The organism is Pseudonocardia humida, assembly GCF_023898865.1.
Classification (GTDB): domain Bacteria; phylum Actinomycetota; class Actinomycetes; order Mycobacteriales; family Pseudonocardiaceae; genus Pseudonocardia; species Pseudonocardia humida.
Genome location: NZ_JAGSOV010000008.1, coordinates 52,406 through 79,353 on the forward strand (window position 1 = coordinate 52,406; position 26,948 = coordinate 79,353).

Annotated in this window: 27 protein-coding genes; 14 read left to right on the forward strand and 13 right to left on the reverse strand. The window is 74.3% G+C overall.

Annotation, left to right across the window (positions count from 1 at the left end):
- Positions 1–630: an alpha/beta hydrolase gene (locus KDL28_RS02380; RefSeq protein WP_252435502.1), complete on the reverse strand. Its 630-nt coding sequence runs from the start codon at positions 628–630 to the stop codon at positions 1–3.
- Positions 627–1,610, reverse strand: a complete 984-nt coding sequence (locus KDL28_RS02385) for a ring-cleaving dioxygenase (RefSeq protein WP_252435503.1) — start codon at positions 1,608–1,610, stop codon at positions 627–629. Before KDL28_RS02385 ends, KDL28_RS02380 begins: the two co-directional genes overlap by 4 nt.
- A 136-nt stretch (positions 1,611–1,746) precedes the next feature.
- Here KDL28_RS02385 and KDL28_RS02390 point away from each other — a divergent pair, with 136 nt between their 5' ends.
- From KDL28_RS02390 to KDL28_RS41255, 5 genes are all read left to right on the forward strand, one after another.
- The gene (locus KDL28_RS02390) at positions 1,747–2,757 is read left to right on the forward strand and encodes a LacI family DNA-binding transcriptional regulator (protein WP_252435505.1); all 1,011 of its coding nucleotides are present in this window, start codon (positions 1,747–1,749) and stop codon (positions 2,755–2,757) included.
- A gap of 92 nt (positions 2,758–2,849) precedes the next feature.
- On the forward strand, positions 2,850–4,484 hold the full coding sequence (locus KDL28_RS02395) for a glycoside hydrolase family 13 protein (RefSeq protein WP_252435506.1): 1,635 nt from the start codon (positions 2,850–2,852) through the stop codon (positions 4,482–4,484).
- 31 nt (positions 4,485–4,515) lie between these two features.
- Positions 4,516–5,889 (forward strand): ABC transporter substrate-binding protein, encoded by a 1,374-nt coding sequence (locus tag KDL28_RS02400; RefSeq protein ID WP_252435507.1) that lies wholly within the window; start codon positions 4,516–4,518, stop codon positions 5,887–5,889.
- A gap of 10 nt (positions 5,890–5,899) precedes the next feature.
- Complete coding sequence (locus KDL28_RS02405) at positions 5,900–6,787, forward strand: carbohydrate ABC transporter permease (RefSeq protein ID WP_252435508.1); 888 nt, start codon at positions 5,900–5,902, stop codon at positions 6,785–6,787.
- A gap of 20 nt (positions 6,788–6,807) precedes the next feature.
- Positions 6,808–7,770: a carbohydrate ABC transporter permease gene (locus KDL28_RS41255; protein ID WP_252435509.1), complete on the forward strand. Its 963-nt coding sequence runs from the start codon at positions 6,808–6,810 to the stop codon at positions 7,768–7,770.
- On the opposite strand, the gene KDL28_RS02415 is transcribed toward KDL28_RS41255, so the two are convergent.
- Positions 7,771–8,958, reverse strand: a complete 1,188-nt coding sequence (locus tag KDL28_RS02415) for a glycoside hydrolase family 3 N-terminal domain-containing protein (protein WP_252435510.1) — start codon at positions 8,956–8,958, stop codon at positions 7,771–7,773.
- Positions 8,959–8,967: 9 nt separating this feature from the next.
- The gene (locus KDL28_RS02420; protein ID WP_252435511.1) at positions 8,968–9,867 is read right to left on the reverse strand and encodes an alpha/beta fold hydrolase; all 900 of its coding nucleotides are present in this window, start codon (positions 9,865–9,867) and stop codon (positions 8,968–8,970) included.
- A gap of 53 nt (positions 9,868–9,920) precedes the next feature.
- On the opposite strand from KDL28_RS02420, the gene KDL28_RS40155 reads away from it, so the two are divergent.
- On the forward strand, positions 9,921–10,523 hold the full coding sequence (locus tag KDL28_RS40155; protein WP_256500652.1) for a TetR/AcrR family transcriptional regulator: 603 nt from the start codon (positions 9,921–9,923) through the stop codon (positions 10,521–10,523).
- Positions 10,524–10,856: 333 nt separating this feature from the next.
- Here KDL28_RS40155 and KDL28_RS02430 read toward each other — a convergent pair whose 3' ends face one another.
- Positions 10,857–11,855: a glutathione S-transferase family protein gene (locus KDL28_RS02430; RefSeq protein ID WP_252435512.1), complete on the reverse strand. Its 999-nt coding sequence runs from the start codon at positions 11,853–11,855 to the stop codon at positions 10,857–10,859.
- Positions 11,856–11,936: 81 nt separating this feature from the next.
- Positions 11,937–13,019 (reverse strand): serine hydrolase domain-containing protein, encoded by a 1,083-nt coding sequence (locus tag KDL28_RS02435; protein WP_252435513.1) that lies wholly within the window; start codon positions 13,017–13,019, stop codon positions 11,937–11,939.
- Positions 13,020–13,148: 129 nt separating this feature from the next.
- On the opposite strand from KDL28_RS02435, the gene KDL28_RS02440 reads away from it, so the two are divergent.
- Positions 13,149–14,126, forward strand: a complete 978-nt coding sequence (locus KDL28_RS02440) for a helix-turn-helix domain-containing protein (protein WP_252435514.1) — start codon at positions 13,149–13,151, stop codon at positions 14,124–14,126.
- Between the two features lie 40 nt (positions 14,127–14,166).
- Here the strand turns inward: KDL28_RS02440 and KDL28_RS02445 are convergent, their stop codons facing one another.
- From KDL28_RS02445 to KDL28_RS02465, 5 genes are all read right to left on the reverse strand, one after another.
- Entirely contained in the window at positions 14,167–14,541 is a 375-nt protein-coding gene (locus tag KDL28_RS02445; RefSeq protein ID WP_252435515.1) for a hypothetical protein, read from the reverse strand.
- A gap of 175 nt (positions 14,542–14,716) precedes the next feature.
- Complete coding sequence (locus KDL28_RS02450; RefSeq protein ID WP_252435516.1) at positions 14,717–15,229, reverse strand: GtrA family protein; 513 nt, start codon at positions 15,227–15,229, stop codon at positions 14,717–14,719.
- A 227-nt stretch (positions 15,230–15,456) separates the two neighbouring features.
- Complete coding sequence (gene pcaG / locus KDL28_RS02455; protein WP_252435517.1) at positions 15,457–16,008, reverse strand: protocatechuate 3,4-dioxygenase subunit alpha; 552 nt, start codon at positions 16,006–16,008, stop codon at positions 15,457–15,459.
- On the reverse strand, positions 16,001–16,726 hold the full coding sequence (pcaH, locus tag KDL28_RS02460; protein ID WP_252435534.1) for a protocatechuate 3,4-dioxygenase subunit beta: 726 nt from the start codon (positions 16,724–16,726) through the stop codon (positions 16,001–16,003). Before pcaH ends, pcaG begins: the two co-directional genes overlap by 8 nt.
- Positions 16,727–16,728: 2 nt before the next feature.
- Positions 16,729–17,928: a 4-hydroxybenzoate 3-monooxygenase gene (locus KDL28_RS02465; protein WP_252435518.1), complete on the reverse strand. Its 1,200-nt coding sequence runs from the start codon at positions 17,926–17,928 to the stop codon at positions 16,729–16,731.
- Positions 17,929–17,987: 59 nt separating this feature from the next.
- On the opposite strand from KDL28_RS02465, the gene KDL28_RS02470 reads away from it, so the two are divergent.
- The 4 genes from KDL28_RS02470 to KDL28_RS02485 all read left to right on the forward strand — a co-directional run bounded on the left by KDL28_RS02470 (position 17,988) and on the right by KDL28_RS02485 (position 21,943).
- A complete protein-coding gene (locus KDL28_RS02470) occupies positions 17,988–18,863 on the forward strand; it encodes an IclR family transcriptional regulator (protein ID WP_372496865.1) in 876 nt (291 codons plus the stop codon).
- A 90-nt stretch (positions 18,864–18,953) separates the two neighbouring features.
- On the forward strand, positions 18,954–19,952 hold the full coding sequence (locus KDL28_RS02475; protein WP_252435520.1) for an acetamidase/formamidase family protein: 999 nt from the start codon (positions 18,954–18,956) through the stop codon (positions 19,950–19,952).
- Positions 19,953–19,962: 10 nt separating this feature from the next.
- On the forward strand, positions 19,963–20,721 hold the full coding sequence (locus KDL28_RS02480) for an SDR family NAD(P)-dependent oxidoreductase (RefSeq protein ID WP_252435521.1): 759 nt from the start codon (positions 19,963–19,965) through the stop codon (positions 20,719–20,721).
- An 82-nt stretch (positions 20,722–20,803) separates the two neighbouring features.
- On the forward strand, positions 20,804–21,943 hold the full coding sequence (locus tag KDL28_RS02485; protein ID WP_252435522.1) for an epoxide hydrolase family protein: 1,140 nt from the start codon (positions 20,804–20,806) through the stop codon (positions 21,941–21,943).
- Positions 21,944–21,971: 28 nt separating this feature from the next.
- On the opposite strand, the gene KDL28_RS02490 is transcribed toward KDL28_RS02485, so the two are convergent.
- Together KDL28_RS02490 and KDL28_RS02495 are read right to left on the reverse strand one after the other, a co-directional pair.
- Complete coding sequence (locus KDL28_RS02490; RefSeq protein WP_252435523.1) at positions 21,972–23,258, reverse strand: competence/damage-inducible protein A; 1,287 nt, start codon at positions 23,256–23,258, stop codon at positions 21,972–21,974.
- 50 nt (positions 23,259–23,308) lie between these two features.
- Positions 23,309–24,286 (reverse strand): patatin-like phospholipase family protein, encoded by a 978-nt coding sequence (locus KDL28_RS02495; RefSeq protein ID WP_252435524.1) that lies wholly within the window; start codon positions 24,284–24,286, stop codon positions 23,309–23,311.
- Between the two features lie 68 nt (positions 24,287–24,354).
- On the opposite strand from KDL28_RS02495, the gene KDL28_RS02500 reads away from it, so the two are divergent.
- The 3 genes from KDL28_RS02500 (at position 24,355) to KDL28_RS02510 (ending at position 26,872) form a co-directional block, all read left to right on the forward strand.
- Positions 24,355–24,906 (forward strand): acyl-CoA thioesterase, encoded by a 552-nt coding sequence (locus KDL28_RS02500; RefSeq protein WP_252435525.1) that lies wholly within the window; start codon positions 24,355–24,357, stop codon positions 24,904–24,906.
- 54 nt (positions 24,907–24,960) lie between these two features.
- Positions 24,961–25,398, forward strand: coding sequence for an STAS domain-containing protein (locus KDL28_RS02505; protein ID WP_252435526.1), 438 nt, complete (start codon positions 24,961–24,963; stop codon positions 25,396–25,398).
- 100 nt (positions 25,399–25,498) lie between these two features.
- Positions 25,499–26,872, forward strand: a complete 1,374-nt coding sequence (locus KDL28_RS02510) for an amidase (protein ID WP_252435527.1) — start codon at positions 25,499–25,501, stop codon at positions 26,870–26,872.
- Positions 26,873–26,948: the final 76 nt, after the last annotated feature.

A 26,948-nucleotide genomic window follows, 5' to 3' on the forward strand; every position in this document is an offset into this window, starting at 1 on the left:
CTACGTGCGCGCGATAGTGCGCAGCCATTCGGCCATCCGCGGGAGCAGGCGCGCGTCGATGCCGTGCCCGCCGTCGTGCGGCAGCTCGGTGACCTCGGCGCCGCGGTCCCGCAGCTGGCCGACCAGGGTGGTGGTCTGGTCGAGGGTGGCCATCGGGTCGCGCCTGCCGTTGGAGACCAGCACCCGCCGCCCGCCCAGGTCGGCAGGGGGCGGCCCGTCCCGGTAGGGCACCATCGCGGCCAGCAGGACCGCGGCGGTCAGCGAGTCCGAGTGGCCGAACAGCAGCGCCGAGGCGATGTTGGCGCCGTTGGAGAAGCCGACCGCGGCCCAGGTGCCCGCGGCCACGCCGTAGCGGGCCTCGGCGGCGGCCAGGAACGCGGCCAGCTCGTCGACCCTGGCCCGCAGGTCGTCCTCGTCGAAGACGCCCTCGCGCAGCCGCCGGAAGAACCGCGGCATGCCGTTCTCCAGCACCGTCCCGCGCACCGAGAGCACCGGGGCGTCGGGGGCCAGGTGCTCGCGCAGGGGCAGCAGGTCGTGCTCGTCGCCGCCGGTGCCGTGCAGGAGCAGCAGCGGCGTCGGGCCGGGGCCGGGCAACCAGACGTGCGGCCGGTCGAGCGGATCGGTGCTCACGACGTCGCCGGGGCGGAGCCGTCGGGGGCGTCGGGCAGGCGCAGGGTCGGCAGCGCCGCGGCGATCTGCGCGCGGTCGGGCTCCAGCCACGGCGGCAGCTTCAGCGCCCGGCCCAGTGCGAGCAGCGGCTCGTCGACGGCGAAGCCGGGCTGGTCGGTGGCGATCTCGAACAGCACGCCGCCGGGCTCGCGGAAGTAGATGGAGGTGAAGTACTGCCGGTCGAGGACCTCGGTGACCTGCACCCCGGCCTCGAGCAGCTGCCGGCGCCAGCGCAGCTGGGTCGGCGCGTCCGGGGCCCGGAACGCCACGTGGTGCACGGTCCCGCCGGCCTGCAGGCCCTGCCGGCGGGTCTCGGCGGCCAGGTCGACGATCGCGCCGGCGGTGCCGTTCGCCCCGTCGTCCATCGCGTACCGGGCGCGGTCGCCGCGCTCGCCGTCGAGCCGCATCCCGAGCAGCTCGGAGAGCATCCGCTGGGTCGGTTCGAGCTGCCGCTCGGACAGCGTCACCGAGTGCAGCCCGCGCACCGCGTGCTCGGCGGGCACCCCGGCGGCGCCGTCCCAGCCGGAGCGCGCGTCGCCCGGCGCGGCCACCAGGTCGATCACCAGGCCGTGCGGGTCGCGCAGGGTCAGCACCTCGGTGCCGTCGCGGTCGACCGGGGCGTCGGCGTCGACGCCGAACCCGGACAGCCGCCGCTGCCACCAGCCGATCGACTCCGGCGGCACGCCGAAGGCGGTGCTCGTGGTGAGCCCGGCGCCGTTGCGGCCCGGCGGAACGCCCTTCCACGGGAAGAACGTCAGGATCGTCGAGGGCGAGCCCGCGGCGTCGCCGTAGTAGAGGTGGTAGGTGTCCGGGGAGTCGAAGTTGACCGTCTGCTTGACCAGCCGCAGCCCCAGCACCCGGGCGTAGAAGTCGACGTTCTCCTGCGGATCGGCGGCGATCGCGGTGACGTGGTGCAGCCCGCTGGGCGCGATGTCGGTCATGGTGGTACCCAATCTAGTTGTTGCATCAACTATTCCGGAGGGTCCGTCCGGACGATCGAACCACCGACCGGACGTCCCGGTGCGATAGCCGCAAGCCACTGCATCGGAACGCAAGAATTTGCGTTAGTCTTGCGCCGTGACTCGACGGCTGGCAGTGGTGGCGCAGAAGGTCGGCGTGAGCGAGGCGACGGTCAGCCGGGTGCTCAACGGCAAGCCCGGGGTCTCCGAAGCGACCAGGGAAGCGGTGCTCACCGCCCTCGACGTCCTCGGCTACGAGCGGCCCACCCGGCTGCGCGGCGAGCGCGCCCGGCTGGTCGGGCTGGTGCTGCCCGAGCTGCAGAACCCCATCTTCCCCGCCTTCGGCGAGGTCGTCGGGGGCGCGCTCGCCCAGCAGGGGCTCACCGCGCTGCTGTGCACCAGTTCGGCGGGTGGGGTCAGCGAGGCCGCCTACGTCGACCTGCTGCTCCAGCAGCAGGTCTCCGGCGCGATCTTCGCCGGCGGGCTCTACACCGAGGCCGACGCCTCGCACGAGCACTACACGCTGCTGCGCACCCGCAAGCTGCCCACCGTGCTGGTCAACGCCGCGGTCGGCGGGCTGGCGTTCCCGCAGGTCAGCTGCGACGACGAGGTGGCGGTGGAGCAGGCGTTCGGGCACCTGCGCGCGCTCGGGCACCGCCGGATCGGGCTGCTTCTCGGCCCCGCCGACCACGTGCCGTCCCGACGCAAGCTTGCGTCGTTCCGGACAGCGAGCGCCCGCGCGGGCGGCCCGGCCGAGCCCGAGCTCGTGGAGCACGCGATGTTCTCGTTGGAGAGCGGCCAGGCCGCGATGCTGCGCCTGCTCGACCGCGACGTCACCGGCGTGGTCTGCGCCAGCGACCCGCTGGCGCTGGGCGCGATCCGGGCGGTGCGCCGCCGCGGGATGAGCGTCCCGCGCGACGTCTCGGTCATCGGCTACGACGACTCGGCCCTGATGACCTGCGTGGACCCCGCGCTCACCACCGTGCGCCAGCCGATCGAGGCGATGGGGCGGGCCGCGGTCGACCTGCTCGTGCACCAGATCGGGGGCAGCCGGGTGGGTACCGCCGAGCTGCTCTACGAACCCGAGCTCGTGGTGCGCGCCTCCACCGCGCAGGTCCGTTCTGACTAATTCCCAACCAGGTTCTGTCGAAATCTTGCGTTAGTCTGTTAGGCACCCGTACCGTCCCCGGCCACACGACGGAGTGACCGGAGCGGGGGGCCATGGGCGAGCGCGAGTGGTGGCGCGACGCGGTGATCTACGAGGTCTACCCGCGCAGCTTCGCCGACGGGAACGGCGACGGCGTCGGCGACCTCACCGGCGTGCGGGCCCGCCTGGGCCACCTCGCCGAGCTGGGCGTGGACGCCATCTGGTTCACCCCCTGGTACGCCTCGCCGATGGCCGACGGCGGCTACGACGTCGCCGACTACCGCCGCATCGACCCCGCGTTCGGCACCCTGGCCGACGCCGAGGCGCTCATCGCCGACGCCCGCGCGCTGGGCATCCGCACGATCGTCGACATCGTCCCCAACCACGTCTCCGACCAGCACCCGTGGTTCCAGGCCGCGCTGGCCGCCGACCCCGGCTCGCCGGAGCGCGCGCGGTTCTGGTTCCACCCGGGGCGCGGCCCGAACGGCGACGAGGTGCCCACCGGCTGGGTCTCGGAGTTCGGCGGCGACCCGTGGACCCGCACCAAGAACGCCGACGGCACCCCCGGCCAGTGGTACCTGCACCTGTTCAGCAAGGCCCAGCCCGACCTCAACTGGTCGCACCCGGACGTGCGCGCCGAGCACGAGTCGGTGCTGCGGTTCTGGTTCGACCGGGGGGTCGCCGGGGTGCGCATCGACTCGGCGGTGCTGCCGGTGAAGGACCCGGAGCTGCCCGAGGTGCCGGCCGCGGCCGGCCCCGGCGGGCACCCCTACGTCGACCGCGACGAGCTGCACGACATCTACCGGTCCTGGCGGGCCATCGCCGACGGCTACCCCGACGAACGGCTGCTGGTCGGCGAGGTGTGGCTGCCCGACGCGGCCCGGTTCGCCCGCTACCTGCGCCCCGACGAGCTGCACACGGCGTTCAACTTCGACACCCTGGCCCGCCCGTGGGACGCCGCCCAGCTGCGCGCCTCGATCGACACCACGCTGGCCGCGCACGCGCCGGTGGGCGCCCCGGCGACCTGGGTGCTGTCCAACCACGACGTCACCCGGCCGGTCACCCGCTACGGGCGCGCCGACACCGGGTTCGCGTTCGCCACCAAGCGCGCCGGCACGCCGACCGACCCCGCCTTGGGCACCCACCGGGCCCGGGCCGCGGCGCTGCTCACCGCCGCGCTGCCCGGCTCGCTGTACGTCTACCAGGGCGACGAGCTGGGGCTGCCGGAGTTCGAGCAGCTCGACGACGAGCTGCGCACCGACCCGATGTTCCTGCGCTCCGGCGGCGTCGACCCGGGCCGCGACGGCTGCCGGGTGCCGCTGCCGTGGTCGGGCGCCGCGCCGCCGTTCGGCTTCTCCCCCGACGGCCGGGCGACCTGGCTGCCGCAGCCGCCCGAGTGGGCCGCGCTCACCGTCGAGGCGCAGGCCGCCGACCCCGGTTCGATGCTCGCGCTCTACCGGGCGGCGCTGCGCATCCGGCGCGCCGAGCTGCCCGGCCGCCCGATGCGCTGGCTGCCGTCGGGCCGGGACGTGCTCGCCTTCGCCCGCGGCGACGCGTTCGCCTGCCTGGTCAACCTCGGTCCCGAGCCGGTGCCGCTGCCGGTCGGCGAGGTCCTGCTGGCCAGCGGCGCGCTGACCGACGCCCGATTGCCGACCGACACCGCGGCCTGGCTGCGGACACCGCTCGACGCACCACCGCCCGTGCAGTAGCGCCACCAGTAGAGAGGGCACGGAAACGACGATGAGGTCCATCCGCAAACCCGCAGCGGCGGTGGCCGCCGCGCTGGTGCTCGCCGGCATGACGGCGTGCAGCGGCGGCGGCGAGCCGACCACCACGCCCGAGGGCAAGACCGCGATCACCGTGGTCAGCCTCAAGCCGGGCAGCGAGCAGGCCGCGTTCGACGCGTTCGAGGAGCAGGTCCGCCAGTTCGAGGCGGCCAACCCGACGATCGACGTCACGACGCAGGAGTACGAGTGGACGGGCCCGACGTTCACCGCCCAGCTCGCCGGCGGCACCCTGCCGACGGTGTTCACGGTGCCGTTCACCGACGGCGCCGGGCTCGTCGAGCGCGGGCAGCTCGCCGACATCACCGAGCACGTCCAGGCGCTGGGCTACGTGGACAAGTTCAACGAGGCGGTGCTGGCCACCGGGAAGAGCGCCGACGGGCGCATCTTCGCGCTGCCGACCGAGGCCTACGGCGTCGGCCTGCAGTACAACCGCACGCTGTTCCAGCAGGCCGGCCTGGACCCGGACGAGCCGCCGACCACCTGGGACGAGGTCCGCAGCTACGCCGAGCAGATCGCCGAGCGCACCGGGCAGGCCGGCTACGCCGAGATGACCCAGGACAACACCGGCGGCTGGATGCTGACCACGCTGACCTACGCCCTCGGCGGGCGGATGCAGTCCGTCACCGGCGACCAGGTGCAGGCCACCGTGGACAACCCCGGCGCGAAGGCCGCCCTGCAGCGTCTCAAGCAGATGCGCTGGGAGGACGGCTCCATGGGAGCCAACGTGCTCTACGACTGGAGCACGATCAACCAGGACTTCGCCGCCGGCAAGATCGGCATGTACATGGGCGGCTCGGACGTCTACACCTCGCTCAAGCAGCAGAACGGCATCGACCCCGACGACTACGGGCTGGCCGTGCTGCCGCTGGCCCCCGGCGCCGACTCCGGCCTGCTCGGCGGCGGCACGCTGGCCGCGGTGAACGTCAAGGCGAGCCCGGAGCAGCAGGCCGCGGCCACGAAGTGGATCGACTTCTACTACCTGGGCAAGTTCGTCCGCCAGGACGCCGCGGTGCAGGACGCCAAGACCCTCGCCGAGAGCGACCAGCCGGTCGGGGTGCCCAAGCTGCCGATCTTCGACGAGGCCACGCTCACCCAGTACAACGAGTGGATCGAGCCCTACGTCAACGTCCCGCTGGGCCAGATGAGCTCGTTCACCGAGGGGATCCACGGCCAGCACCTGGCCGGGGAGCCGCCCGCGCAGGCCCAGGAGATGTACGCGGTGCTCGACACGGTCGTGCAGGCGGTGCTCAGCGACCCGAACGCCGACATCGACGCGCTGCTCGCCCAGGCCGACGCCGACGTGCAGACCGTCCTCGACCGGGGCTGAGCGGGCACCCGTGCTGACCTGGATCCGGCGCGGCGGCCTGAGCACGCTGCTGTTCCTGCTGCCGCTGGTGGTGGTCTTCGGGGTGTTCTCCTGGTGGCCGATCGTGCGCGCGGCGGTGATGAGCGTGCAGCAGACCAACCTGGTCACCGCGCCGGTCTTCGTCGGCTGGGAGAACTTCGAGACGGTCTTCACCGACCCGCTGCTGGGCACGGCGGTGCGCAACACCGCGTTCTTCGCGCTGATCGCGCTGGTGTTCGGCTACCCGATACCGCTGGTGGCCGCGGTGCTGATGAGCGAGGTGCGGCGGTGGCGCGGGCTCTACAGCGCGGTCGCGTACCTGCCGGTCGTGGTGCCACCGGTGGTGGCCGTGCTGATGTGGAAGGTGTTCTACGACCCCCGGCCCGAGGGGCTGTTCAACACCGTGCTCGGCTGGGTCGGGATCGCGCCGCAGTCCTGGCTGCAATCCGCGGACACCGCGATGGGGTCGCTGGTGCTGGAGGCCACCTGGGCCGCCGCGGGCGGCACGGTGATCATCTACCTGGCCGCGCTGGTGGCCGTGCCGCCCGAGCTGTACGACGCCGCGGAGGTCGACGGCGCGTCGATCTGGCGCAAGGTCTGGCACGTCACCCTGCCGCAGCTGCGCGGGGTGCTGCTGGTGACGCTGATCCTGCAGATCATCGGCACCTCGCAGGTGTTCCTGGAGCCGTTCCTGTTCACCGGCGGCGGCCCGGCCAACTCGACGATCACGGTGCTGCTGCTGATCTACGACTACGCGTTCTCGTCCAGCCTGGGCGGCGACTACGGGGCCGCGACGGCGCTGAGCCTGGTGCTGGCGGTCTTCCTGGCCCTGCTCTCGGCGCTCTACTTCCGGCTCACCCGCTCCTGGAGCACGTCGTGACCATGGTCTCCCCGGGTCCCGTGACGGTCCCGCCCGTCGCCGGTCCTCCCCCGACCGACCCGGCGCCGGCCCCGCGCGGGGGTCGGCGCCGGCGTCCCGACGACGAGGGCGGGCGCGGGATCGTCTCGCCCGGGGAGTGGCGCTCGCCCGTAGCCGGCACGCTGCTGCGCCTGGCGCACGCCGTGCTGCTGATCGGGCTGCTGGTGGTCGGGCTCGGCCCGCTGCTGTGGCTGGTCAAGGCCTCGCTCAGCCACACGCAGGACACGCTGCGCGACCCGATGGCGCTGTTCCCCAGCGGTGTCGACTGGGCCAACCTGGCCACCGCGTGGTCCGAGGTGCACGTCGACCTGTACTTCTTCAACAGCATGGCGCTGGCCGCGGGCTCCTGGCTGGTGCAGCTGGTGGTGGCCACGACCGGCGGCTACGCGCTGGCCGTCCTGCGCCCCCGCTACGGCCCGGTCCTCTACTGGCTGGTGCTGTCCACGCTGTTCGTGCCGGCCGTGGTGCTGCTGGTGCCGCTCTACCTGACGATCATCGACCCGCCGCTGATCGGCGTGTCGCTGGTCGACTCGTTCTGGGCGGTGTGGCTGCCGGCCGGGGCGAACGCGTTCAACGTGCTGCTGGCCAAGCGGTTCTTCGACAACCTGCCCCGCGAGGTGTTCGAGGCGGCCCGGATCGACGGCGCCGGGCCGTTGCGGGTCTTCTGGTCGGTGCTGCTGCCGATGTCGCGCCCGATCCTCGGGGTGATCTCGGTGTTCGCGTTCGTGACGGCCTGGAAGGACTTCCTGTGGCCGCTGCTGGTGCTGCGCGACCCCGACATCCAGCCGCTGTCGGTGCGGCTGCCGACGCTGGCCCGCTCCATCGAGCTCGACGTGCTGCTGGCCGCGCTGACCATCTCGGCGCTGATCCCGGTGGCGCTGTTCCTGGTGTTCCAGCGGACCTTCCTGCGCAGCGCCGGGCTCAGCGGCGCGCTGAAGGGCTGATCACGAACGGCCGCAGACGCCCTTGGCCGACAGGACGCGCTGGACGGCGGTGTCGTTGGCCCCCGCGTCGAGGCGGCCGGCGGCGAGGGCGGCCTCCAGGTCGTCGAGCAGCGGGGCGACCTCGCCGCCGGTCGACCAGAGCGCCACGTCGGCCCCGGCGGCCAGCGCGCGCTCGACCGCCTCCGGCAGGTCGAAGCGGCCGGTGACCGCCCTCATCGCGCCGAGGTCGTCGGTGAGCACGAGACCGTCGAAGCCGTAGTCCTCGCGCAGCAGCCGGTAGGCGGCCGGGGTGAGCGAGGTGGGCAGGTCGTCGGTCAGCCCGGGGACGTCGAGGTGCCCGACCATGACGCCGGTCCGGTCGCGGCCCTCCCGCGACGACAGCGGGCCGTCCGGTCCGACCAGGTTCGCGTAGGGCAGCAGGTCGAGCTCGCGCAGCTCGGCCAGGGGCGGCGTGCTGACCCGGCCGCGGTGCGAGTCGCCGTTCGCGTGGCCGTGCCCGGGGAAGTGCTTGAGCACGGTGAACAGCCCGCGCTCGCGCTGCCCCTCGGCGAAGGCCAGGGCGAAGGTCGTGACCTTCTCGGCGTCGGCGCCGAAGGACCGGTCGCCGATCACCGAGCCGGCCGGCTGCTCGCCGACGTCGACGGTCGGGGCCATGTTCATGGTGACGCCGCGGGCCAGCAGCCGGTCGGCGCGCTCGGCCGCCGTGCGGTGCACCTCGTCGGGCGACATCCGGGCGGCCATCGCCCTGGCGCTGGGCAGCGAGCCGTCGAGCTCGTCGATGCGCTGCACGCGCCCGCCCTCGTCGTCGACGGCGACCGCGATCGGGATGCGCGCGACCGCCTGCACGGCGCGCAGCTCCTGGTCGCGCAGCAGGTCGGTGGCGTTGCCGCCGATGAACACACCGCCGACCTGGGTGGTGCGCACCGTCGCGGCCGTGGCGGCGGGGTCGGCGGCGTCGACGCCGACCATCAGCCGCTGCGCCAGCCGCTCGCGCGGGGTCATCGACCCGACCACGGCCGCGCACCCGGGCAGCCGGTCGGGCCCGAGGTTCTCGCCGGTCAGCGGGGGCGCCGGCGCCGAGCCCGCCGCCTGGGCGCCCGGGGCGGGGACGGTCAGCAGGGCCAGCACGGCGGCCGCACCGGCGAGGGCGAGCCGGCTGCGGCGCGGACGGCGGGTGGGGGCGGACATCGCCGCCCATCATCCCCGGCCGCTCGCCGGGTGCCGGTCGGGGGCCTCGACCTGCGCCGCGGGCACGAAGCCCGCGATCTCCCCGGCGAGCCGGCCCGGCTGGTCGAGCGCGAGGAACGTGCGGGCCTGGTCGACCTCGACGAGGCGCGCGTCCGGGAAGGCGTCGCGCAGCCGGTGCGCGAGGCCGATGCGGAAGAAGCGGTCCCGCGGGGCCCAGCAGAGCAGCACCGGCCGGTCGAACGCCGCCAGCCGCCCGCCCACGGCGGCGAGATCGGCGGGGCGCCAGGCGCGGGCGAAGCGGGCGACGTCGCGGCGCACCCCCGGGTCGGTCAGGTACGGCGTGATCCAGGGCAGGGTCTCGGCCGCGGTCGGCCTGCGGGCGACCAGCGCGCCGAAGCCGAACGGGCCGGTGCGGAACCGCGCCCAGCGCGTCGCGGCCAGCGCGACCCGCGTCGGGCCGGGGTGGCGGGCCAGGCGCAGCAGCAGGTCGAACGGGAACGGCGGGAAGACCTCGAAGGCGTCGCAGTTGGTCAGCACGAGCCGTCCCACGCGCGAGGCGTCCTCGTCGAGGACGAACTGGCAGATCGCTCCCCCGGTGTCGTTGCCGACCAGGGTGACGTCGTGCAGGTCCAGCGCCTCCAGGAAGGACAGGACGATCCGGGCGATGCCGCGCGGGGAGAGGTCGGCGTCGGCGGCCGCGGGCGTGCGGTGCGCACCCAGCGGCAGGGTGGGCGCCAGGACGCGCAGCCCCCGGGCCGCGAGCCGCTCCGGCACGTCCGCCCAGACCCCGTCGTCGACGAGGAAGCCGTGCACGAGCACGACCGGTGGTCCGTCGGCCGGACCGAGCTCCCGGTAGTCGATCCGCCCGGTCGGCAGGTCGATCGGGCGTCGGGTCGCGGGCTCGCCCATGGCCACCTCCGATAAAGTCCGTACACGTTGTACGTAACTTACGGACAGGTTGTATGGAAAGCAAGAGGACCCAGGCCGAGCGCTCCGCGGCCACCCGCAGCGCACTGGTCGCCGCGGCGCGGCCGCTGTTCACCGAGCGCGGCTTCGCCGCCGTCGGCACCGACGAGATCGCCCGCGCGGCGGGCGTCACGCGCGGTGCTCTCTACCACCAGTTCGCCGGCAAGGAGGAGCTTTTCGTCGCCGTCTTCGAGCAGGTCGAGAGCGAGCTCCTGGCCCGGCTCGGGGCGGGCATCACCACCGCCGACACGAGCGATCCGGTGGCGATGCTGCACGCCGACGTCGACGGCTGGCTGGCCGCCTGCGCCGAGCCCGAGGTGCACCGGATCGTGCTCATCGAGGCCCCCGCCGCGCTGGGCTGGGAGCGCTGGCGGGAGCTCGGCCGCGGCTACGGCGTCGGGCTCGTCGAAGCGGTCCTGGACACCCTCATGGACGCCGGCGCGATCGCCCGGCGCCCGGTCCGCCCGCTGGCCCACGTGCTCGTCGGCGCCCTGGAGGAGGCCGCCCTCTACGCCGCCCGCGCGGCCGACCGGCCCACCGCCACCGACGAGGCCCGCCAGGCCCTCTACGCCCTCGTCGACGGCCTCGTCCTGCCCTGAGGCCCGTCGAGAACAGCGAACGGCGCTCTCGCCCAACCAGATGAGCCGAACGCGCCACTCGCTCGCCCAGCCCTTCCCGGCCCAGGTTGAGCGAACGGCGCACTGGGCCGACCCGGGCGGGGAAAGAGCGCATCCGGCGGGACGAGCGCGGCTCTCGTTGCGTCCGGCGGAGCGAGCGCGACTCTCGTTCGCCCAGCGGCACTCCTGGGGAGCGAGCAGCGCAGCGCCAAGGGGTTGGGGCGAACGCGCCACTCGCTCACGGCCGCCGGGCGGTCGGGCCGACGTCTCCGAGCACGCACCCTCCCGTCGAGAAGGACGTCGTATTCGACGGGGTCAGGCCAGCGGTGGGACGCGCTCGGCCTCGAGGGGCGGGCCGGGCGGGGTGCCGTCGCCGAAGGGGCGACCGCCGAGCTCCTCGCGACCGTGCGGGGTGAGCCAGCCGGAGTTGTCGGGCCCTAGCGGGACGACGCCGGACGGGTTCACCGTGTCGTGCACGCCGTAGTAGTGCTGCTTGATCTTGGCGAAGTCGATGGTGTCGCCGAAGCCGGGGGTCTGGAACAGGTCGCGGGAGTACGCCCACAGCACCGGCATCTCGGTCAGCTTCTGCCGGTTGCACTTGAAGTGGCCGTGGTAGACGGCGTCGAAGCGGACGAGCGTCACCCACAGCCGCACGTCGGCCTCGGTGATCGTGTCGCCGACCAGGAAGCGGCGGGTCGCCAGCCGCTCGGACAGCGCGTCGAGGCGGGCGAACAGCGCCCGGTACGCCTCCTCGTAGGCGTCCTGGGTGGTGGCGAAGCCGCAGCGGTAGACGCCGTTGTTGACGTCCTCGTAGATCGACGCCATCACCTCGTCGATCTCCGCCCGGTGCTCCTCGGGGTACAGGTCGGGCGCCCCCTCGCGGTGGAACGCGGTCCACTGGGTGGAGAAGTCCAGTGTGAGCTGCTGGAAGCCGTTGCTGGCCACCTTCCCACTGGCGACCTCCACCATCGCCGGCACCGTGATCCCGGCGTCGAAATCGGGATCGGCCTTGCGGTAGGCCTCGCCGAGCCACTCGATGCCCAGCACCGGGTCGCGGTTGTCGGGGTCGTCGTGGAAGTGCCAGCTGCGCTCGTCGTGCAGAGGCCCGGCGATGCCCATCGAGATCGCCCCCTCCAGCCCGAGCAGGCGGCGCACGATGACCGAGCGGTTCGCCCACGGGCAGGCCCTGGCCACGACCAACCGGTAGCGGCCGGCCTCGACGGGCCACGCGGACGAGCCGTCCGCGGTGATCCGCTCGTCCAGGCCGACCGGTTCGCGCTGGAACGCCCCGGCGTCGGAGTCCGTCGCAGTCATGGTTCCGAACGTAGTCCCGTCGGGTGGCCCCCGCGGCCCGAGAACCATGGTCTGACCCGACCCCGACCGGTCCCGCACGAGTCAGCGGCCGGGGCAGAACTCCGCCCGCAGCACGTCGGTGAACACCCCGATCGGGTCGGCCCAACCGCCCCCGCCCCAGTCGCCGTTGGTGTTGAGCACCACGAGGTGCGCGCCGTCGGGGCTGCCGTACGCGTAGGTCCACGACCCGAACAGGGCCCCGCCCATCCCCCACACCGTCGTCCCGCACGGCAGGGCGAGTGCGGAGATCCCCAGCCCGTAGGCGCTGTCGGCGATCCAGTCGACGGTCGGCACGGTGCGCACCATCCGCTGCTGCTCGGCGGGGCCGAGCAGGCGCCCGCCCAGCAGCGCGGCGAGGAACCGCAGCAGGTCGCCGGTGGTGGAGACCATGCCGCCGGCGGCCCAGAACATCGACGGGTCGAGCTCGGTGGCGTCGTGCACCGCGGCGTCGGGTGCCGGGTCCGTCATCTTCGTGTAGTGGCGGGCGTGCGGGCCGCGGATCGTCGGGTCACCGCCGACGGGCAGGTAGGTGCCCTCGAGCCCGAGCGGACGGGCGATCCGCCGGTCGATCTCCCCCTCCAGCGCCCGGCCGGTGGCCCGCTCGACGATCATCCCGGCCAGCACGTAGTTGGTCTGGCTGTAGCGCCACCCCGTCCCGGGCGGGAAGTCCGGCGGGTGGTCCATCGCCAGCTCGACCAGCAGCTGCGGGGTGTAGGCGGGGAAGCGGCTGAGCCGGTCCATGTCCTCGGTGTAGCTGTGGACGCCGCTGGTGTGGTCGAGCAGCTGCCGGACGGCGACGAGGGCGCCGTCGTGGCCGTGGCCGCGCACGACGCCGGGCAGCCAGCGCTCGACGGGGTCGTCCAGGCCGAGCACGCCCTCCCCGGCGAGCTGCAGGACCACCGCGGCCACCACCATCTTGGTCGCGCTGCCGATGCGGAACCGGTCGTCGGGGTGGCGGGCGCGCCCGGTGGCGGTGTCGGCCACCCCCGCCGACCCGGACCACTCCCCGTCGCCGTCCCGGACGGCGGCCACGATCCCGGGCAGCCCGGCCTCGACCACCGCCCGGTCGAGCAGCCGCTGCACCGCCCGGCGCCCGCCGCCCGACCCGCTCCCGAACTCCGCCACGTCGTCTCCTCCTCGCCGTCGTGCTGGGCTCCGGACGCTACGATCCGTTCACCCAGCATGAAAGGTCCGGCGAGCGGGTCACCACGGAACGGCAGGTGGTGGCGTGATGCCGGAAGCGATGGCCTGGAGGTGAACGCAACGACCGCGGACCGCTCGGTGCACCGACCTGACGGCGAACGCACCGGCAGGCTCACCCACGACGACCGCCGGTCCATCGCCGCGGGCGTCGCCGCCGGGCTCGGCTACGCCGAGATCGCCCGCCGACTGGGCCGGCCGACCTCGACGGTCAGCCGGGAGGTCGCCCGCAACGGCGGGCCGGGCCGCTACCGCGCCGACCGCGCCCAGCGGGCCGCCGCCCAGCGCGCCACCCGGCGCCGGACGCCCGCACCGGCGCCCGCGCCGCTCGACCACGCCCCCGGCCGCGACCCCGTCGCCGTCCGCGAGGCCGTCGACCGGTTCGCGGACCTGCTGGTCCGCATCGGGCTGCCGCGGACCGCCGGGCGGGTGCTCGCCCACCTGGTCGCCACCGACACCGGGGCGCTGAGCAGCGCCGAGCTCGTCGAGCGGCTGCGGGTGAGCCCGGCGTCGGTGTCGAAGGCCGTCACCTACCTGCACGGGCTCGGCGTGCTGCGCCGCGAGCGGCAGGCGACCGGGCGACGCGAGCGCTACGTCGTCGACGACGACACCTGGCTGCGGGCCTGGGAGGTGAACGCGCAGACCCACTCGGCCTGGGCCGACGTCGCCGACGGGGCCGCGGACGCGCTCGGCCCGCGGACGCGGGCCGGCGTCCGGCTGGCCCGGATGGGCGAGTTCTTCCGCCGACTCGGCGACGACATGGCCGGCGGACCGGCGGCCGCCGCCCTGGCCGACCCGCTCACCGCGGTCGCGGCACTGGTGCACGCCGGGCGGCCGCGCACGCTCGACGAGCTGGCCGGCGCGCTCGGCTGGGCGCCGTCGCGGGTGGCCGACGCGCTGCGCGAGGCGGCCCGGCACCCCGACGTCACCGACCCGGTCGTCGTGGAGCGCACGCCCGACGGCGCGTTCGCGGCGGCGGCCCCACCGCAACGGCTCACCGCGGCCCAGCGCGCCGCGCTGCGCCGGCCGTGACGGCCGGGCCGTCGGGTCAGCGCTTGCGGGAGACACGGGCCTATCGGCCCGCGCACACGACGCGGGCCTGCGCGTCCAGCTCGAACCTCGACACGTCGTCACCGCAGAGCCCGGTGAGCACGGCGTTGTGCGCCACGCGTCCGTAGACCGTCGTGGGATCGAGGTCCTGGATCCGGACGAGGATGCTCGAGTAGGCGGCATCGATCAGCTCGCGCCCGCACTCGCGCCCGAGGTTCTCCCCGAGATCGCGAGCGGGCACCTGCCTCATGATCGCCTCCGCGTCGAGCAGCGCGGAGGCGTCCGAGTCGACGCGCCGGACCACGGTCTCGATGGTGGTCACCATGTCGTCCTCGGCGGAGCGGCACCCGTGCTCGCGGGCGATCTGGGCGGCCACCCCGGGGTCCGCGCGCGCCACGCCGAGCACGGTCGACGCACAGCCGCTCACGGCGAGCGCGAGCAACAGACCTGCCGACACGAGAACTCCACGGAACACGGCCGTCGACTCGCGGACGGCCCGCTGGCCGTTACCCTCCGCGCATCCGGAGCCGGCTCGGCCCACCGACTACTCCCTCAGGAGTACGACCGTCCGGTCAGCGGTGCGCGACCGCGGAGGACGCGGGGTCCTCGGCGAGGGCGTGGTGGGTCTCGTGGTCGGTGTCGTCGGCGAAGACCCACTGCCGCAGCACCAGGAACCGGACGGTCCCGCCGAGCAGGCTGGCCGCGGCGACGGTGAGCGACTCCAGCGCCGGGCTGGGCGAGTCGACGAACAGCCCGAGCAGCAGGAGCACCGCGGAGCTGTAGAACGCGTAGAACAGCACCGTGCCGCCGCTCTGCACGGCGTTGCGCCAGCGGTGCACGGCCGCCCCGCCGAAGGTGAACCGGCGGTTGAGCTCGGTGCTCAGGGCGGTGCTCAGCACGAGCGCGACGAGGTTGGCCGGCACGGCGTCGAGCCAGGTGCGCAGCACCAGGAAGATCAGCGCGTTGGTGCCGGTGCCCGCGGCGCCCAGCATCGCGTAGCGCACGACCTGCACGAGCAGCGGGTGCTCGATGCGGAATCGCGGCAGGGCCGGACCGCTGGTGCCGGTCGCCGCCGTGCCGCTCACTCCGACCGCCTCTCCTCGACTCGCCGGGGGTCGAGTCATTTCTCCCACGCCGAGCCGTGCGGGCGCTGGTCCCCGACTGTGGGAACGCTGTGAACCGGAGAGGGATTCCGGTTCGGCGCGGCGTGTGACGTGCATGACCGCGACTACCCGCGACGGAGGCGGACCATACAGCCGGGTGACCGATCGCACCTGCTCAGGGGGTGCGCGGGCGGGCCCGGCCGGGCGGTTCAGACGGCGAGGAAGACGGTCTCCCCCTCGCCGCGCAGCCGGACGTCCCAGCGCAGCTCGGCTGGCCCGACCTGCTCGGCGACCAGCGTCGCGGCGCGCTCGGGCGGCAGGCTCGACAGCAGCGGATCGGCCGCGTTCGCCTCGACCTCGTCGGGGAAGTAGATCCGGCTGACGACCCGGTCGAGCAGGCCGCGGGCGAACACGCTGACGTCGATGTGCGGGGCCTGGCCGTCACCGAGCGCGCCCGGCTTGACGGTGACGATCCGGTACCGGCCCTCGGCGTCGGTGGACGAGCGGCCGAAGCCGTGGAACCCCGAGCCGCTGGCGCCGCGCGGGTCGTCGGCGTGGTCGAAGCGGCCCTCGGCGTCGGCCTGCCAGGTCTCGACCATGCCGTCGGGGACCACCGCGCCGGTGCCGTCGCGGACCACACCGGTGATCGTGATCGCGCCCGGGGCGTCCTCGGGGACCACCAGGTAGCCGGTCGGCCAGGTCAGCCCGAGCGACAGGTACGGGCCGACGGTCTGGGACGGCGTGAGCGCCAACTCACTCATGGGGCTCCTCGAACGGGGTCTGCTCGCGCCCGCGCAGCACGATGTCGAACCGGTAGGCCAGCGCCCAGTCCGACACGCTGTTCTCCATGTCGAACGACGAGATCATCCGCTGGCGGGCCTTCTCGTCGGGCACCGAGTTGTAGATCGGGTCGTAGGGGAACAGCGGGTCGCCCGGGAAGTACATCTGGGTGACCAGGCGCTGGGTGAAGGACCGGCCGAACACCGAGAAGTGGATGTGCGAGGGCCGCCACGCGTTGTGGTGGTTGCCCCACGGGTACGGGCCGGGCTTGATCGTGGTGAACGAGTAGGTGCCCGCCGAGTCGGTGACGACCCGGCCGCCGCCGGAGAAGTTCGGGTCCAGCGGGGCGTCGTAGGTGTCGACGGAGTGCGCGTAGCGGCCGCAGGCGTTGGCCTGCCAGACCTCGACCAGGGTCTGCGGGATGCCGCGGCCGTCGGAGTCGAGCACCCGGCCGGAGACGATGATCCGCTCGCCGATCGGCGGGGCGGCGTGCTGGCGGGTGAGGTCGTGGTCGTTGGGCCCGATCTCCCCGGTCAGCAGCGGACCGGTGATCTCGGTGAGCCGGTGGCGCAGCACGACCGGTGCCTGCGAGGGCGCGCGCAGCCCAGTGGACTTGTAGGCCGGCGAGTCCAGCGGTGGGTGGGTGCCGGCGGGCGGGCGCAGGTACGCGGCGATCTCCGGCGTGGAGGGATGGTGGATGGTCACAGGGCGGCTCCGTACGGCAGTCCGACGTAGTTCTCGGCCAGTGAGGTGGCGGCCGCGCGCGAGGACACGGTGTACCGCAGTTGCGCGAGCTGCAACTTGCGGCTGAACGGGTCGCCGTCGAAACCGGCGACCCCGCTCGATTCCGGGTCGAAGTTGTGCAGCATCGAGGTCATGAACCAGGAGAAGTGCTCGGCCCGCCACACCCGGCGCAGGCAGCGTTCCGAGTAGGTGTCGATGCCGGTCTCGTCGCCGGTGCGCAGCCACGTGCTCAGCGCGTCGGAGAGCACCCGGACGTCGGAGATGGCCAGGTTCATGCCCTTGGCGCCGGTCGGCGGGACGATGTGCGCGGCGTCGCCGGCCAGGAACAGCCTGCCGTGGCGCATCGGCTCGGCCACGAAGCTGCGCATCCCGGTCACCCCCTTCTCGATCAGGGGGCCCTCGTTGACGGTGAACCCGTCGGCGGCCAGCCGGGTCTGCAGCTCGTCCCAGATCCGGGCGTCGGACCAGTCGGCGGCGTCGGTGTCCGGCGGGACCTGCAGGTAGAGCCGGGTGATCTCGGGGCTGCGCATCGAGTAGAGCGCGAAGCCGTTGTCGTGGTTGGCGTAGACGAGCTCGTTCTGGGTGGGTGCGGCCTTGGCCAGGATCCCGAGCCAGGCGAAGGGGTACTCGCGGTCGTACACCGCCGGGCGGTAGACGCCGCGGCTGACGCCGTGGAACCCGTCGCAGCCGGCCACCGCGTCGCAGCGCAGCTCATGGCGGCGGCCCTCGGCGTCGGCGAATCCGATCGAGGGCGCGTCGGTGGTGACGCCGTCGATGGTCAGGTCGCCGACCTCGAAGCGGATGTCGGCGCCGTCGGCGAGCCGGGCCGCGATGACGTCCTTGACGACCTCCTGCTGGCCGTAGACGGTGATCCCGCGCCCGACGAGGTCGGTGAAGTCGATGCGGTGGTCGCCGCCGTCGAAGCGCAGGGAGATGCCTTCGTGCGGCATGCCCTCGCGGTCGAGGCGGTCGGCCAGCCCGACCTCGCGCAGCAGCTCGACGGTGGGGTGCTCGAGGACCCCGGCGCGCACCCGCTGCTCGACGTAGCTGCGGCTGCGCGACTCCAGCACGACGGACTCGATCCCCTGGCGGGCCAGGAGGTGCGACAACAGCAGCCCTGCCGGTCCCGCGCCCACGATCCCGACCTGTGTGCGCATCCACGGAGAGTGGCCCACCGGCCCGCCCGGGCTCGACGCGGCTTCCGCTCAACGGAAGGATGTCCCCCGTGGGCGAGTCGGTGACCGGGCGGGTGCTGGGCGTGCTGGCCGCGTTCAGCGCCGAGCGCCCCGAGCTCACCCTGACCGAGATCAGCAGGCGGGCCGGGCTACCGCTGACCACCGCCCACCGGATCGTCGGCGAGCTGGCCGCGTGGGGCGCGCTGGAGCGCCAGGCCGGGTGCTACCGGATCGGGCTGCGGCTGTGGGAGGTCGGCGCGCTGGCCCCGCGCGGGCTGGGGCTGCGCGAGACGGCGATGCCGTTCCTGGAGGACCTCTACGAGGTGACCCGGCAGAACGTGCAGCTCGCGGTGCTCGACGGCACCGACGCCGTGTACGTGGAGCGGATCTCCGGCCGGGGCGCGGTGAACGTGATCACCCGGGTCGGCGGGCGGCTGCCCCTGCACGCCACCGGCGTCGGGCTGGTGCTGCTCGCGCACGCCCGCCCGGACCTGCAGGAGCAGGTGCTGGCCGGGCCGCTGCGCCGCTACACCCCGAAGACGATCTGCGTGCCCGCCGAGCTGCGCCGCGTGCTGGCCGAGGTGCGTCGCGAAGGCGTCGCCATCACCGACGGCATGGTCGAGCTGATCGCGCTGTCGATCGCCGCGCCCGTGCGCGACGCCCGCGGCGACGTGGTCGCGGCGCTGTCGGTCGTGGTCCCCTCCGAGGGCACGGACGCCCGGGCCTACGTGCCGGCCGTACGGGCGGCGGCGCGGGCCATCTCCCGCGCGCTCGGCTCCCCCGACCGACCGCGGCCCGTCGAGACCGTGCTCGCCGGCGACGACCCGGCCGGGGTTCAGGAAGGCCACCTTCACGGCGCCGGAAGTTCAGGAAGGCCACCTTCAGGTCCGGTGCGGACAGGAAGGCCACCTTCCTGAACTCCGGAGTTCAGGAAGGTGGCCTTCCTGAACTCCGCCCAGCGCCCGGCGGCCTTGCGCTCCGGTCGCGAACCGCACAACGATCACCGCGTGGACGTCGTGGAGTTCCGGCCGCGCCCGGAGCAGTACGCCTGGACCTTCGGCGGCGCGGCGCCGACCCACCGGATCAAGCCGGGGACGGCGCTGCGGCTGTGGACGGAGGACGCCTTCTCCGGGCGCCTGCAGCGCACCTCCGACCTGCCCTCGCAGGTGCTCGACATGACCGAGGTCAACCCGCAGACCGGCCCGTTCTTCGTGGAGGGCGCCGAGCCCGGCGACACGCTGGCGGTGCACATCGCCGAGCTGACCCCGGCCCGCGACTGGGCGGCCTCGTCCACGATCCCGTTCTTCGGCGCGCTGACCGGCACCGACCGCACGGCCCTGCTGCAGCAGCCGCTGCCCGAGCAGACGTGGATCTACCAGCTCGACCGGGCCGCGGGCACCGTGCTGTTCGAGGCCCAGCGCTCCACGCTGCGCCTGGAGCTGCCGCTGGCGCCGATGCTGGGCACGATCGGGGTGGCCCCGGCCGGGCGCGAGGTGCGCACCAGCCTCGTGCCCGACAAGTTCGGCGGCAACATGGACACCCCGGAGATGCGCGCGGGCACCACCTGCTACCTGGGCGTCAACGTCGAGGGCGCGCTGTTCTCGGTCGGCGACGGGCACTACCGCCAGGGCGAGGGCGAGAGCTGCGGCACCGCCGTCGAGGGCGCGATGGACGTCACCCTCGTCGTCGACCTGATCAAGGGCGGGGCGCCGGAATGGCCGCGGCTGGAGCACGACGAGGACTACTGCGTCGTCGGCTCGTCGCGCCCGCTGGAGGACGCCTGGCGGGCCAGCCAGGTGGGCATGGTGGGCTGGCTGGGCGAGCTCTACGGGCTCGACCCGCTCGACGCCTACCAGCTGCTCACCCAGATCAGCCGCTCACCGCTGGCCAACGTCGTCGACACGAACTACAGCGCGGTGACCAGGGTCGAGAAGGCCCTGCTGCCCGCCGCCGACGCGTACGAGGGCGTGCACCGCAGGCTGAGCGAGCTCGCCCGGACGATCTGAGAGGACCGACATGGATCTTCAGCTGGACGGCCGCGTCGCGCTGGTCACCGGGGGCACCAAGGGCATCGGGAGGGCGGTGGTCGAGGGGCTGGCCGCTGAGGGCGCCAGGGTCGCGTTCTGCGCCCGCACCGCCGACGACGTCGCCAAGGCCGAGCAGGAGCTGCGCGACGCAGGCCACGACGTCGCCGGCACCGCGCTCGACGTCGCCGACGGGGCGGCGCTGGCGGCGTGGGTGGCCGCGGCCGCGGAGCGGTTCGGCGGGATCGACGTCGTGGTGGCCAACGTCAGCGCGCTGGCCATCGGCCCGGACCCGGACTTCTGGCGGCAGAGCTTCGAGGTCGACCTGATGCACACCGTGCGGGTGGTCGAGGCGGCGCTGCCGCACCTGGAGGCCGGCGGCGTCGGGTCGGTCGTCGCGGTGTCCAGCGTGTCCGGCCGCGAGATCGACTTCACCGCCGGGCCGTACGGGGTGATGAAGTCGGCGCTCGTGCACTACACGTCGGGGCTGGCCTACCAGCACGCCGGCAAGGTGCGCGCCAACACCGTCTCGCCGGGCAACACCTACTTCGACGGCGGCGTGTGGCAGAGCATCGAGCAGAACAACCCGGAGCTGTTCGGCACCGCGCTGGGCCTCAACCCGACCGGGCGCATGGCCCGGCCGGAGGAGGTGGCCTACGGCGTGGTCATGCTGTCCAGCCCGCGGGCCAGCTTCATCACCGGCACCCACCTCGTCGTCGACGGGGCGCTGACCCGAGGAGTCCAGCTCTAGTGGCCCCGGTCGGAGGTTCGCCCGGGGTCTCGGCGGCCCAGCTCCACCGATATGCGCAACAGACCCCGGGCGGGAGGCACTAGTGCGGGAGTACGAGGTCGAGATCCCCGAGGAGCAGCTCACCGACCTGCGCGAGAGGTTGGCGCGCACGCGGTGGCCCGAGCCGTCCACGATCGAGGGCTGGAACCAGGGTGTCCCGCTCGACTACGCCCAGGACCTCTGCGCGTACTGGGCCGACCAGTACGACTGGCGGCGCTGCGAGGCCGAGCTGAACTCCCGCCCGCAGTTCCGCACCGTGCTCGACGGCGGCGGCGACGACTCGCTGAGCGTGCACTTCATCCACGCCCGGTCCCGCCACCCCGGCGCGCTGCCGCTGCTGCTCACCCACGGCTGGCCCGGTTCGGTGGTCGAGTTCCTCGGCGTGCTCGACGCCCTCACCGACCCGCCCGACCCGGCCGACGCGTTCCACGTGGTCGTGCCGTCGCTGCCCGGCTACGGGTTCAGCGACAAGCCCGCCACCAACGGGTGGGGCGTGGAGCGGATCGCCACCGCGTGGGCCCAGCTGATGGACCGGCTCGGCTACGAGCGCTACGCCGCGCAGGGCGGCGACTGGGGCTCGATGATCACCTCGGCGCTGGCCGTCGGGGTGCCGGAGTTCCTGGTCGGCATCCACCTGACCATGCCGCTGGCCGAGCAGCCGCCCGACGCCGAGCAGCAGCCGCTGTCGGCTTCGGAGAAGGCGGCGATGGCGGCGCGCAAGGTCTTCCAGCGCCAGGGCACCGGCTACTCGGCCGAGCAGTCCACCCGCCCCCAGACCCTGGGCTACGGCCTGCTCGACTCCCCGGTCGCGCAGTGCACGTGGATCGTGGAGAAGTTCTGGGACTGGACCGACTGCGCTGGCCACCCGGAGAACGTGATCAGCCGCGACCGGCTGCTGGACAACGTGATGCTCTACTGGCTGCCCGGCACCGGTGCGTCCTCGGCCCGGTTGTACTGGGAGAGCTTCCAGCGCCGCAGGATGGACCCGGTCGAGGTGCCGACCGGGATCTCGCTCTTCCCGCAGGAGCTGGTGCGGCTGCCCCGGCACTGGCTGGAGCGGCGGTTCACCGACCTGCGCTACTGGAACGAGCCGGCCACCGGCGGGCACTTCGCCAGCCTGGAGCAGCCCGAGGTCTTCGTCGACGAGCTGCGCACCTTCTTCCGGCCGCTACGCGGGTCGTGAGGGGGTTCCCCGGTCGGGACCGGGACACTCACGCACGCCCTCGGACCGCCCTGAGCAGGAGGTTCATCGCGATGTCGGTGGAGCGCTCGCGGATGTCGGAGCGCCCACCGGCCAGCTGCGGATCGCGGGCGAGCACCAGGCCCTCGGCGGTGGTGAGGCAGAAGCAGACGTAGCCGACGGGCTTGGCCTCGGTGCCACCGTCCGGGCCGGCCACGCCGGTGATCCCGATGCCGACGTCGGCGCCGAAGCGCTCGCGGGCGCCGTCGGCCAGCGCCCTGGCCACCTCCGGCGACACGGCGCCGTGCTCGGCGATCATCTCCGCAGGCACGCCGAGCAGCGCCGTCTTGGCCTCGTTGGAGTAGGCGACCACGCCGCCGGACACGTAGGCCGAGGAGCCGGCCCGGTCGACCAGCCGGGAGGCGAGCATGCCGCCGGTGCACGACTCGCCGGTCGCCACCGTCCAGCCGCGCGCGAGCAGACCGCGGGCCACCAGCTCGTCGGTGGTGGTGCCGTCCTCGCTGACCAGCTGGCGGGCGTGGCGCGCGGCCAGCTCGGCGTGCAGCTCGTCGGCGGCGGCCAGGGCGTGCGGGCCCGGGCGCAGGTCGACCTCCAGCTCCGAGCGGCGCAGGCAGGTGGTCACCTCGATACCGGACAGGTCGCGCCGGGCCCCGATCTCGCGCAGCGTGGCCGCGATCTCCGACTCGGGCAGCCCGAAGTAGCGCAGCGAGCGCGGGTGCGCCGGGGGCACACCGGTCAGCAGCTCGCGCACCGGCGCGGACGCCAGCGCCGAGGGCCACACGGCCTGCAGCTCCCGCGGCGGCCCCGGCAGCACGACGACCAGCGGCCCGCCCTCGCGCGGCACCACCAGGCCGGGCGCGGTGCCGGCCGGCGGCAGCGCGACCGCGCCGCGCGGCACCATCGCCTGCTTGCGGGTGGCCTGGTCGAGCGCCTCCCCGCCGAAGCCGGTGCGGGCGGCCCAGGCGGCCAGCCGGGCGTCGATGCGGGCCCGCATGTCCTCGTCGAGCTCCATCTCCAGCCCGGCGAACGCGGCGACGACCTCGGCGGTGAGGTCGTCGGCGGTGGGCCCGAGCCCCCCGCTGGTCACGACGAGCGCGCAGCGGGCGTCGGCGGCGAACCGCAGCGCCGAGGCCAGGTCGTCGGGCCGGTCGCCGACGGTCAGCACGTGGGCGACCTCGAAGCCGAGCCCGACCAGCTCCTGGGACAGCCACGGCCCGTTGCGGTCGGCGATGGCCCCGGTCAGCAGCTCGCTCCCGGTGACGACGACGGCGGCCCGCGGCCGCTCACCTGCGCTCACCGGCCGACGCTATCCCGGGCGCGGCGCCCGCGCGACACTCGCCGCGGCGCTCAGGCCACCCCGTGCTCGGCGACCGACTCGAACGCGGCCACCACCGACGCCCCGCCCACCTCGACGGCCTCGGTGATCGGCCCGCGCTCCACGCACAGCGCGCCCACGCCGACCGACCGGGACGGCCCGATCGCGGCCAGGTGCCCGGGGCCCCGGTCCGGGTGCGCGGCGTCGGTGACCAGGCGCAGGTCGCTGCCGTAGCGGCGGGAGCCCTGGGCGAGCGTGCCCAGGCCGGGCACCAGCCGGTCGAGGGTGCGCGCCCACAGCGAGAGCCCGGCGTCGGCGTCGGGGTGCAGGTCGTCGGTGCCTCGGCAGAGCAGCGCCAGCACGTGGGTGGCGCCGCCGCGCAGGGCCCTGGCCATCGCCAGCGGCTCGCCGACCGATCCGTCGACCCAGCGCCGCCCGCCGTACTCGACGGGTGGCCCGGCCAGCAGCGGGATGGTCGCGCTGGCCCGCAGGGCCCGGCGCCAGTCCTCCACGCTCGCCATCCCGGTGAGGGTGTGCGGCTGCAGGTCGGCGGCGTCGGTGGCCACCACGTGCAGGGTGGCCGGGGTGCTGCCGAGCGCGGCCCAGTCCATCGGCTTGTCCGTGCTGAGCACGTCGACCAGGTGGTTCAGCGCCACCACCGGGCGCCGCGTGCCCAGCCGGCGCATGTCGATGAACACCTGGGTGCACAGGTCCTCTGAGAAGCACGCGGCGCACTCCTCGGCGTCGCCGGTGAGGAAGGCGGCGGCGCTGTAGGAGCCCGACGACGCCCCGTAGACCTCGTCGAAGCCGGGGCGCAGGCCGAGCCGCTCGAGGTCGCGCAGCATGCCCGCGACGTAGGCGCCGCGCATGCCGCCGCCGCCGATCACCAGGGCCACCCGGTGCTCGTCGGCCCGCTCGCCGGGCACCGAGCCGGTGGACCGGCGGTCGAGCAGGACCTCCAGCACCTCACGGTCGCCGTGCAGGAAGGGAACCGCGCGTTGCGTAGTCACCACGGGCACCTAGGGTACGGCCCGCCACGATCGACGCGTTGATCGTCGGTCCGGCAGGATGTCCGGGCATGAGCAACTCCGTGTCGGACGGCACGACGGCGGGCGGCGCGGTGGTCCACCCGGAGGACGACGGGGCCCAGGACGCCTCCGGCTCCGCCCCGCTCGAGCTGGGCCCGGTGACCCCCGAGCAGCGCGGGCAGCCGGCCCGCGTCCGCGTCCAGCGCCGGGTCGAGTGGGCCCAGACCGACGCGGCCGGCCACCACCACTGGTCGGCGGTGCTGCACTGGGCCGAGGAGGCCGAGACCGTGCTGCACGAACGGCTCGGCATCGCCCACCGCACGTTCGGCCGCGAGCCCCGCGTGCACCTGAGCATGGACTTCTCCGGGCGGCTGTACTTCCGCGACCTGGTGGAGATCGAGATCTGGGTCGGCGAGGTCGGCACCTCGTCGGTGCGCTACGGCTTCACCGTGACCCGGGCGGGTGAGAACGCGGCGTCCGGGGAGATGGTCGCGGTGCACGTCGACCTCGAGTCCGGGCGCGCCCAGCCCTGGCCGCAGGACGTCCGCGACGCGCTGACCGGCGGCGGAGAGCAGGTCCCCGAGCTGGTCGGGGCCGGGTGAGCGGGTCGGGGCCTTGTTGTGTGCGCGCTGCGCACGCCCGTAGGGTTGGCCGACATGAGCGGTGATCCACCCGGGGACCCCCGAGTCGCGAACGGCAGCCTCGACGCCGGCATCGAGGAGGTCGATGCCGCCGACTTCGCGGCCGGGGAGATCGACGAGGTCGTCCGCTTCGACGTGGTCGACCACGGCGAAGCGGCCCGCGTCGTGCACGTCGTGGGCGAGATCGACACGCTGACGGCCCCCGTGCTGCGCACCCGGCTCGACGAGCACCTCTCCGAGGTCCCGCTGCTCGTGCTCGACCTGTCCTCGGTCACGTTCCTCGGCTCGGCCGGGCTGGCCGTGCTGGTCGCGGCCCGGGACGAGGCCGACCGCCACAACCACCGCTTCCGGCTGGTCCCGGGCTCGCGGATCGTGGTGCGGGCGCTGGAGGCGACCGGCCTGCTCACCCTGTTCGAGCTGGCCGAGACCACCGAGGAGGCGCTGGCCAACTAGGCCCGGACGCGCGCCGGGGCAATCCCCCGGGCGGGTAGAAGGCTGCTCGGAACCCGGCGAAATCCCACGGCTGGGTGGCCGTGGGTGCCATGGTGGCGGGATGGACGATGTCGACCCGACCGCCCTCGACGCGGCCGGGATCGCCGCTCTGGTGCACGACGGCCGAACCAGCGCGGTTCAGGTGGCCCGGGCCCACCTCGCCCGGATCGCCGAGCGGGACGGCGAGATCGGGGCCTTCCAGGCCCACGACCCCGAGCGGGTGCTGCGGGAGGCCGAGGCGGTCGACGGCCGCGCCGACCGGTTCGCCCTGCCGCTGGCCGGGGTGCCGGTGGCGGTCAAGGACAACGTGGACGTGGCCGGCTACCCCACCCGCCACGGTTCCGCCGCGACGTCCGACCAACCGGCCCGGCGCGACGACGAGCTGGTCAAGCGGCTGCGCGCGGCCGGGGCGGTGGTGGTCGGCAAGACGCGGATGCCCGAGCTGGCGGTGTGGGGGTTCACCCACTCAGCGCTCGGGTTCACCCGCAACCCGCTCGACCCGGCGCTCGCCCCGGGCGGGTCGAGCGGCGGCAGCGCGGCCGCGGTGGCCGCGGGCATGGCGACACTGGCGCTGGGCACCGACGGCGGCGGCTCGATCCGCGTGCCCGCGGCGTACTGCGGGCTGGTCGGGCTCAAGCCCGGCCGCGGGGTGGTCCCGCTGCCCGGTGGCGCGCCCGAGCACTGGTGCGGGATGAGCGCGGCCGGCCCGATCGCCCGCACCGCCGCGGACGCCGCCCTGATGTTCGACGTGCTCCGCGGCGTCCCGGGCCGGGCCGCAGACCCGGACGACGCCTGGCCGGGCAGCGCGGTGCTGTCGCTGGGCAGCCCGTTCCCGCTCGGGCGGCTGCACCCCGACCACCGGGCCGCCGCGGTCGGGGTGGCGGCCCGCCTGCGCGCGTCGGGCACCGCGATCACGATGGCCGATCCGCCCTACCCGCGGACGCTGACCTCGCAGTGGACGCGCCGCTGGCACGCCGGCATCGCCCGCGACGTCGCCGACCTCGCCCTGGCGCGGAGCGCCCTCGAGCGCCGCACGGCGACGATGGCCCGCAAGGGCGGGCGCGCGCAGCGCCTGGCCCGTCCCGGCGAGGCGGCCCCGCAGCGCTGGCGGGAGCGCTTCCTGGACTGGCTCGACGGCCACGACGTGCTGATCACACCGGCCACCGCGACCGGCCCGTTCCCGGCGGGTCGCCCCACCGGGCGCCACTACCTGCCGACGCTGCTGCGCTCGGCGGTCCGCACCCCCTACACGCCCGCGTGGAACCTGGCCGGTCTGCCGGCGCTGGTGGTTCCGGTGCAGGTCGGCGGGTGCCCCGTCGGGGTGCAGCTGGTCGGGCGGGCGGGCGAGGAGCACCGCCTGCTGGCCATGGCGACGCGCATCGAGCAGCGCGCCGTACCCACGACGGCCGGAGCCCCCCGCCGCGTCTATGCCTGACAGCCCCGTCGAGAACGAAGCTGTCGTCGTTTTGGACCGGTCCAACCGACGACAGGTTCGTTCTCGACGGCGGGGT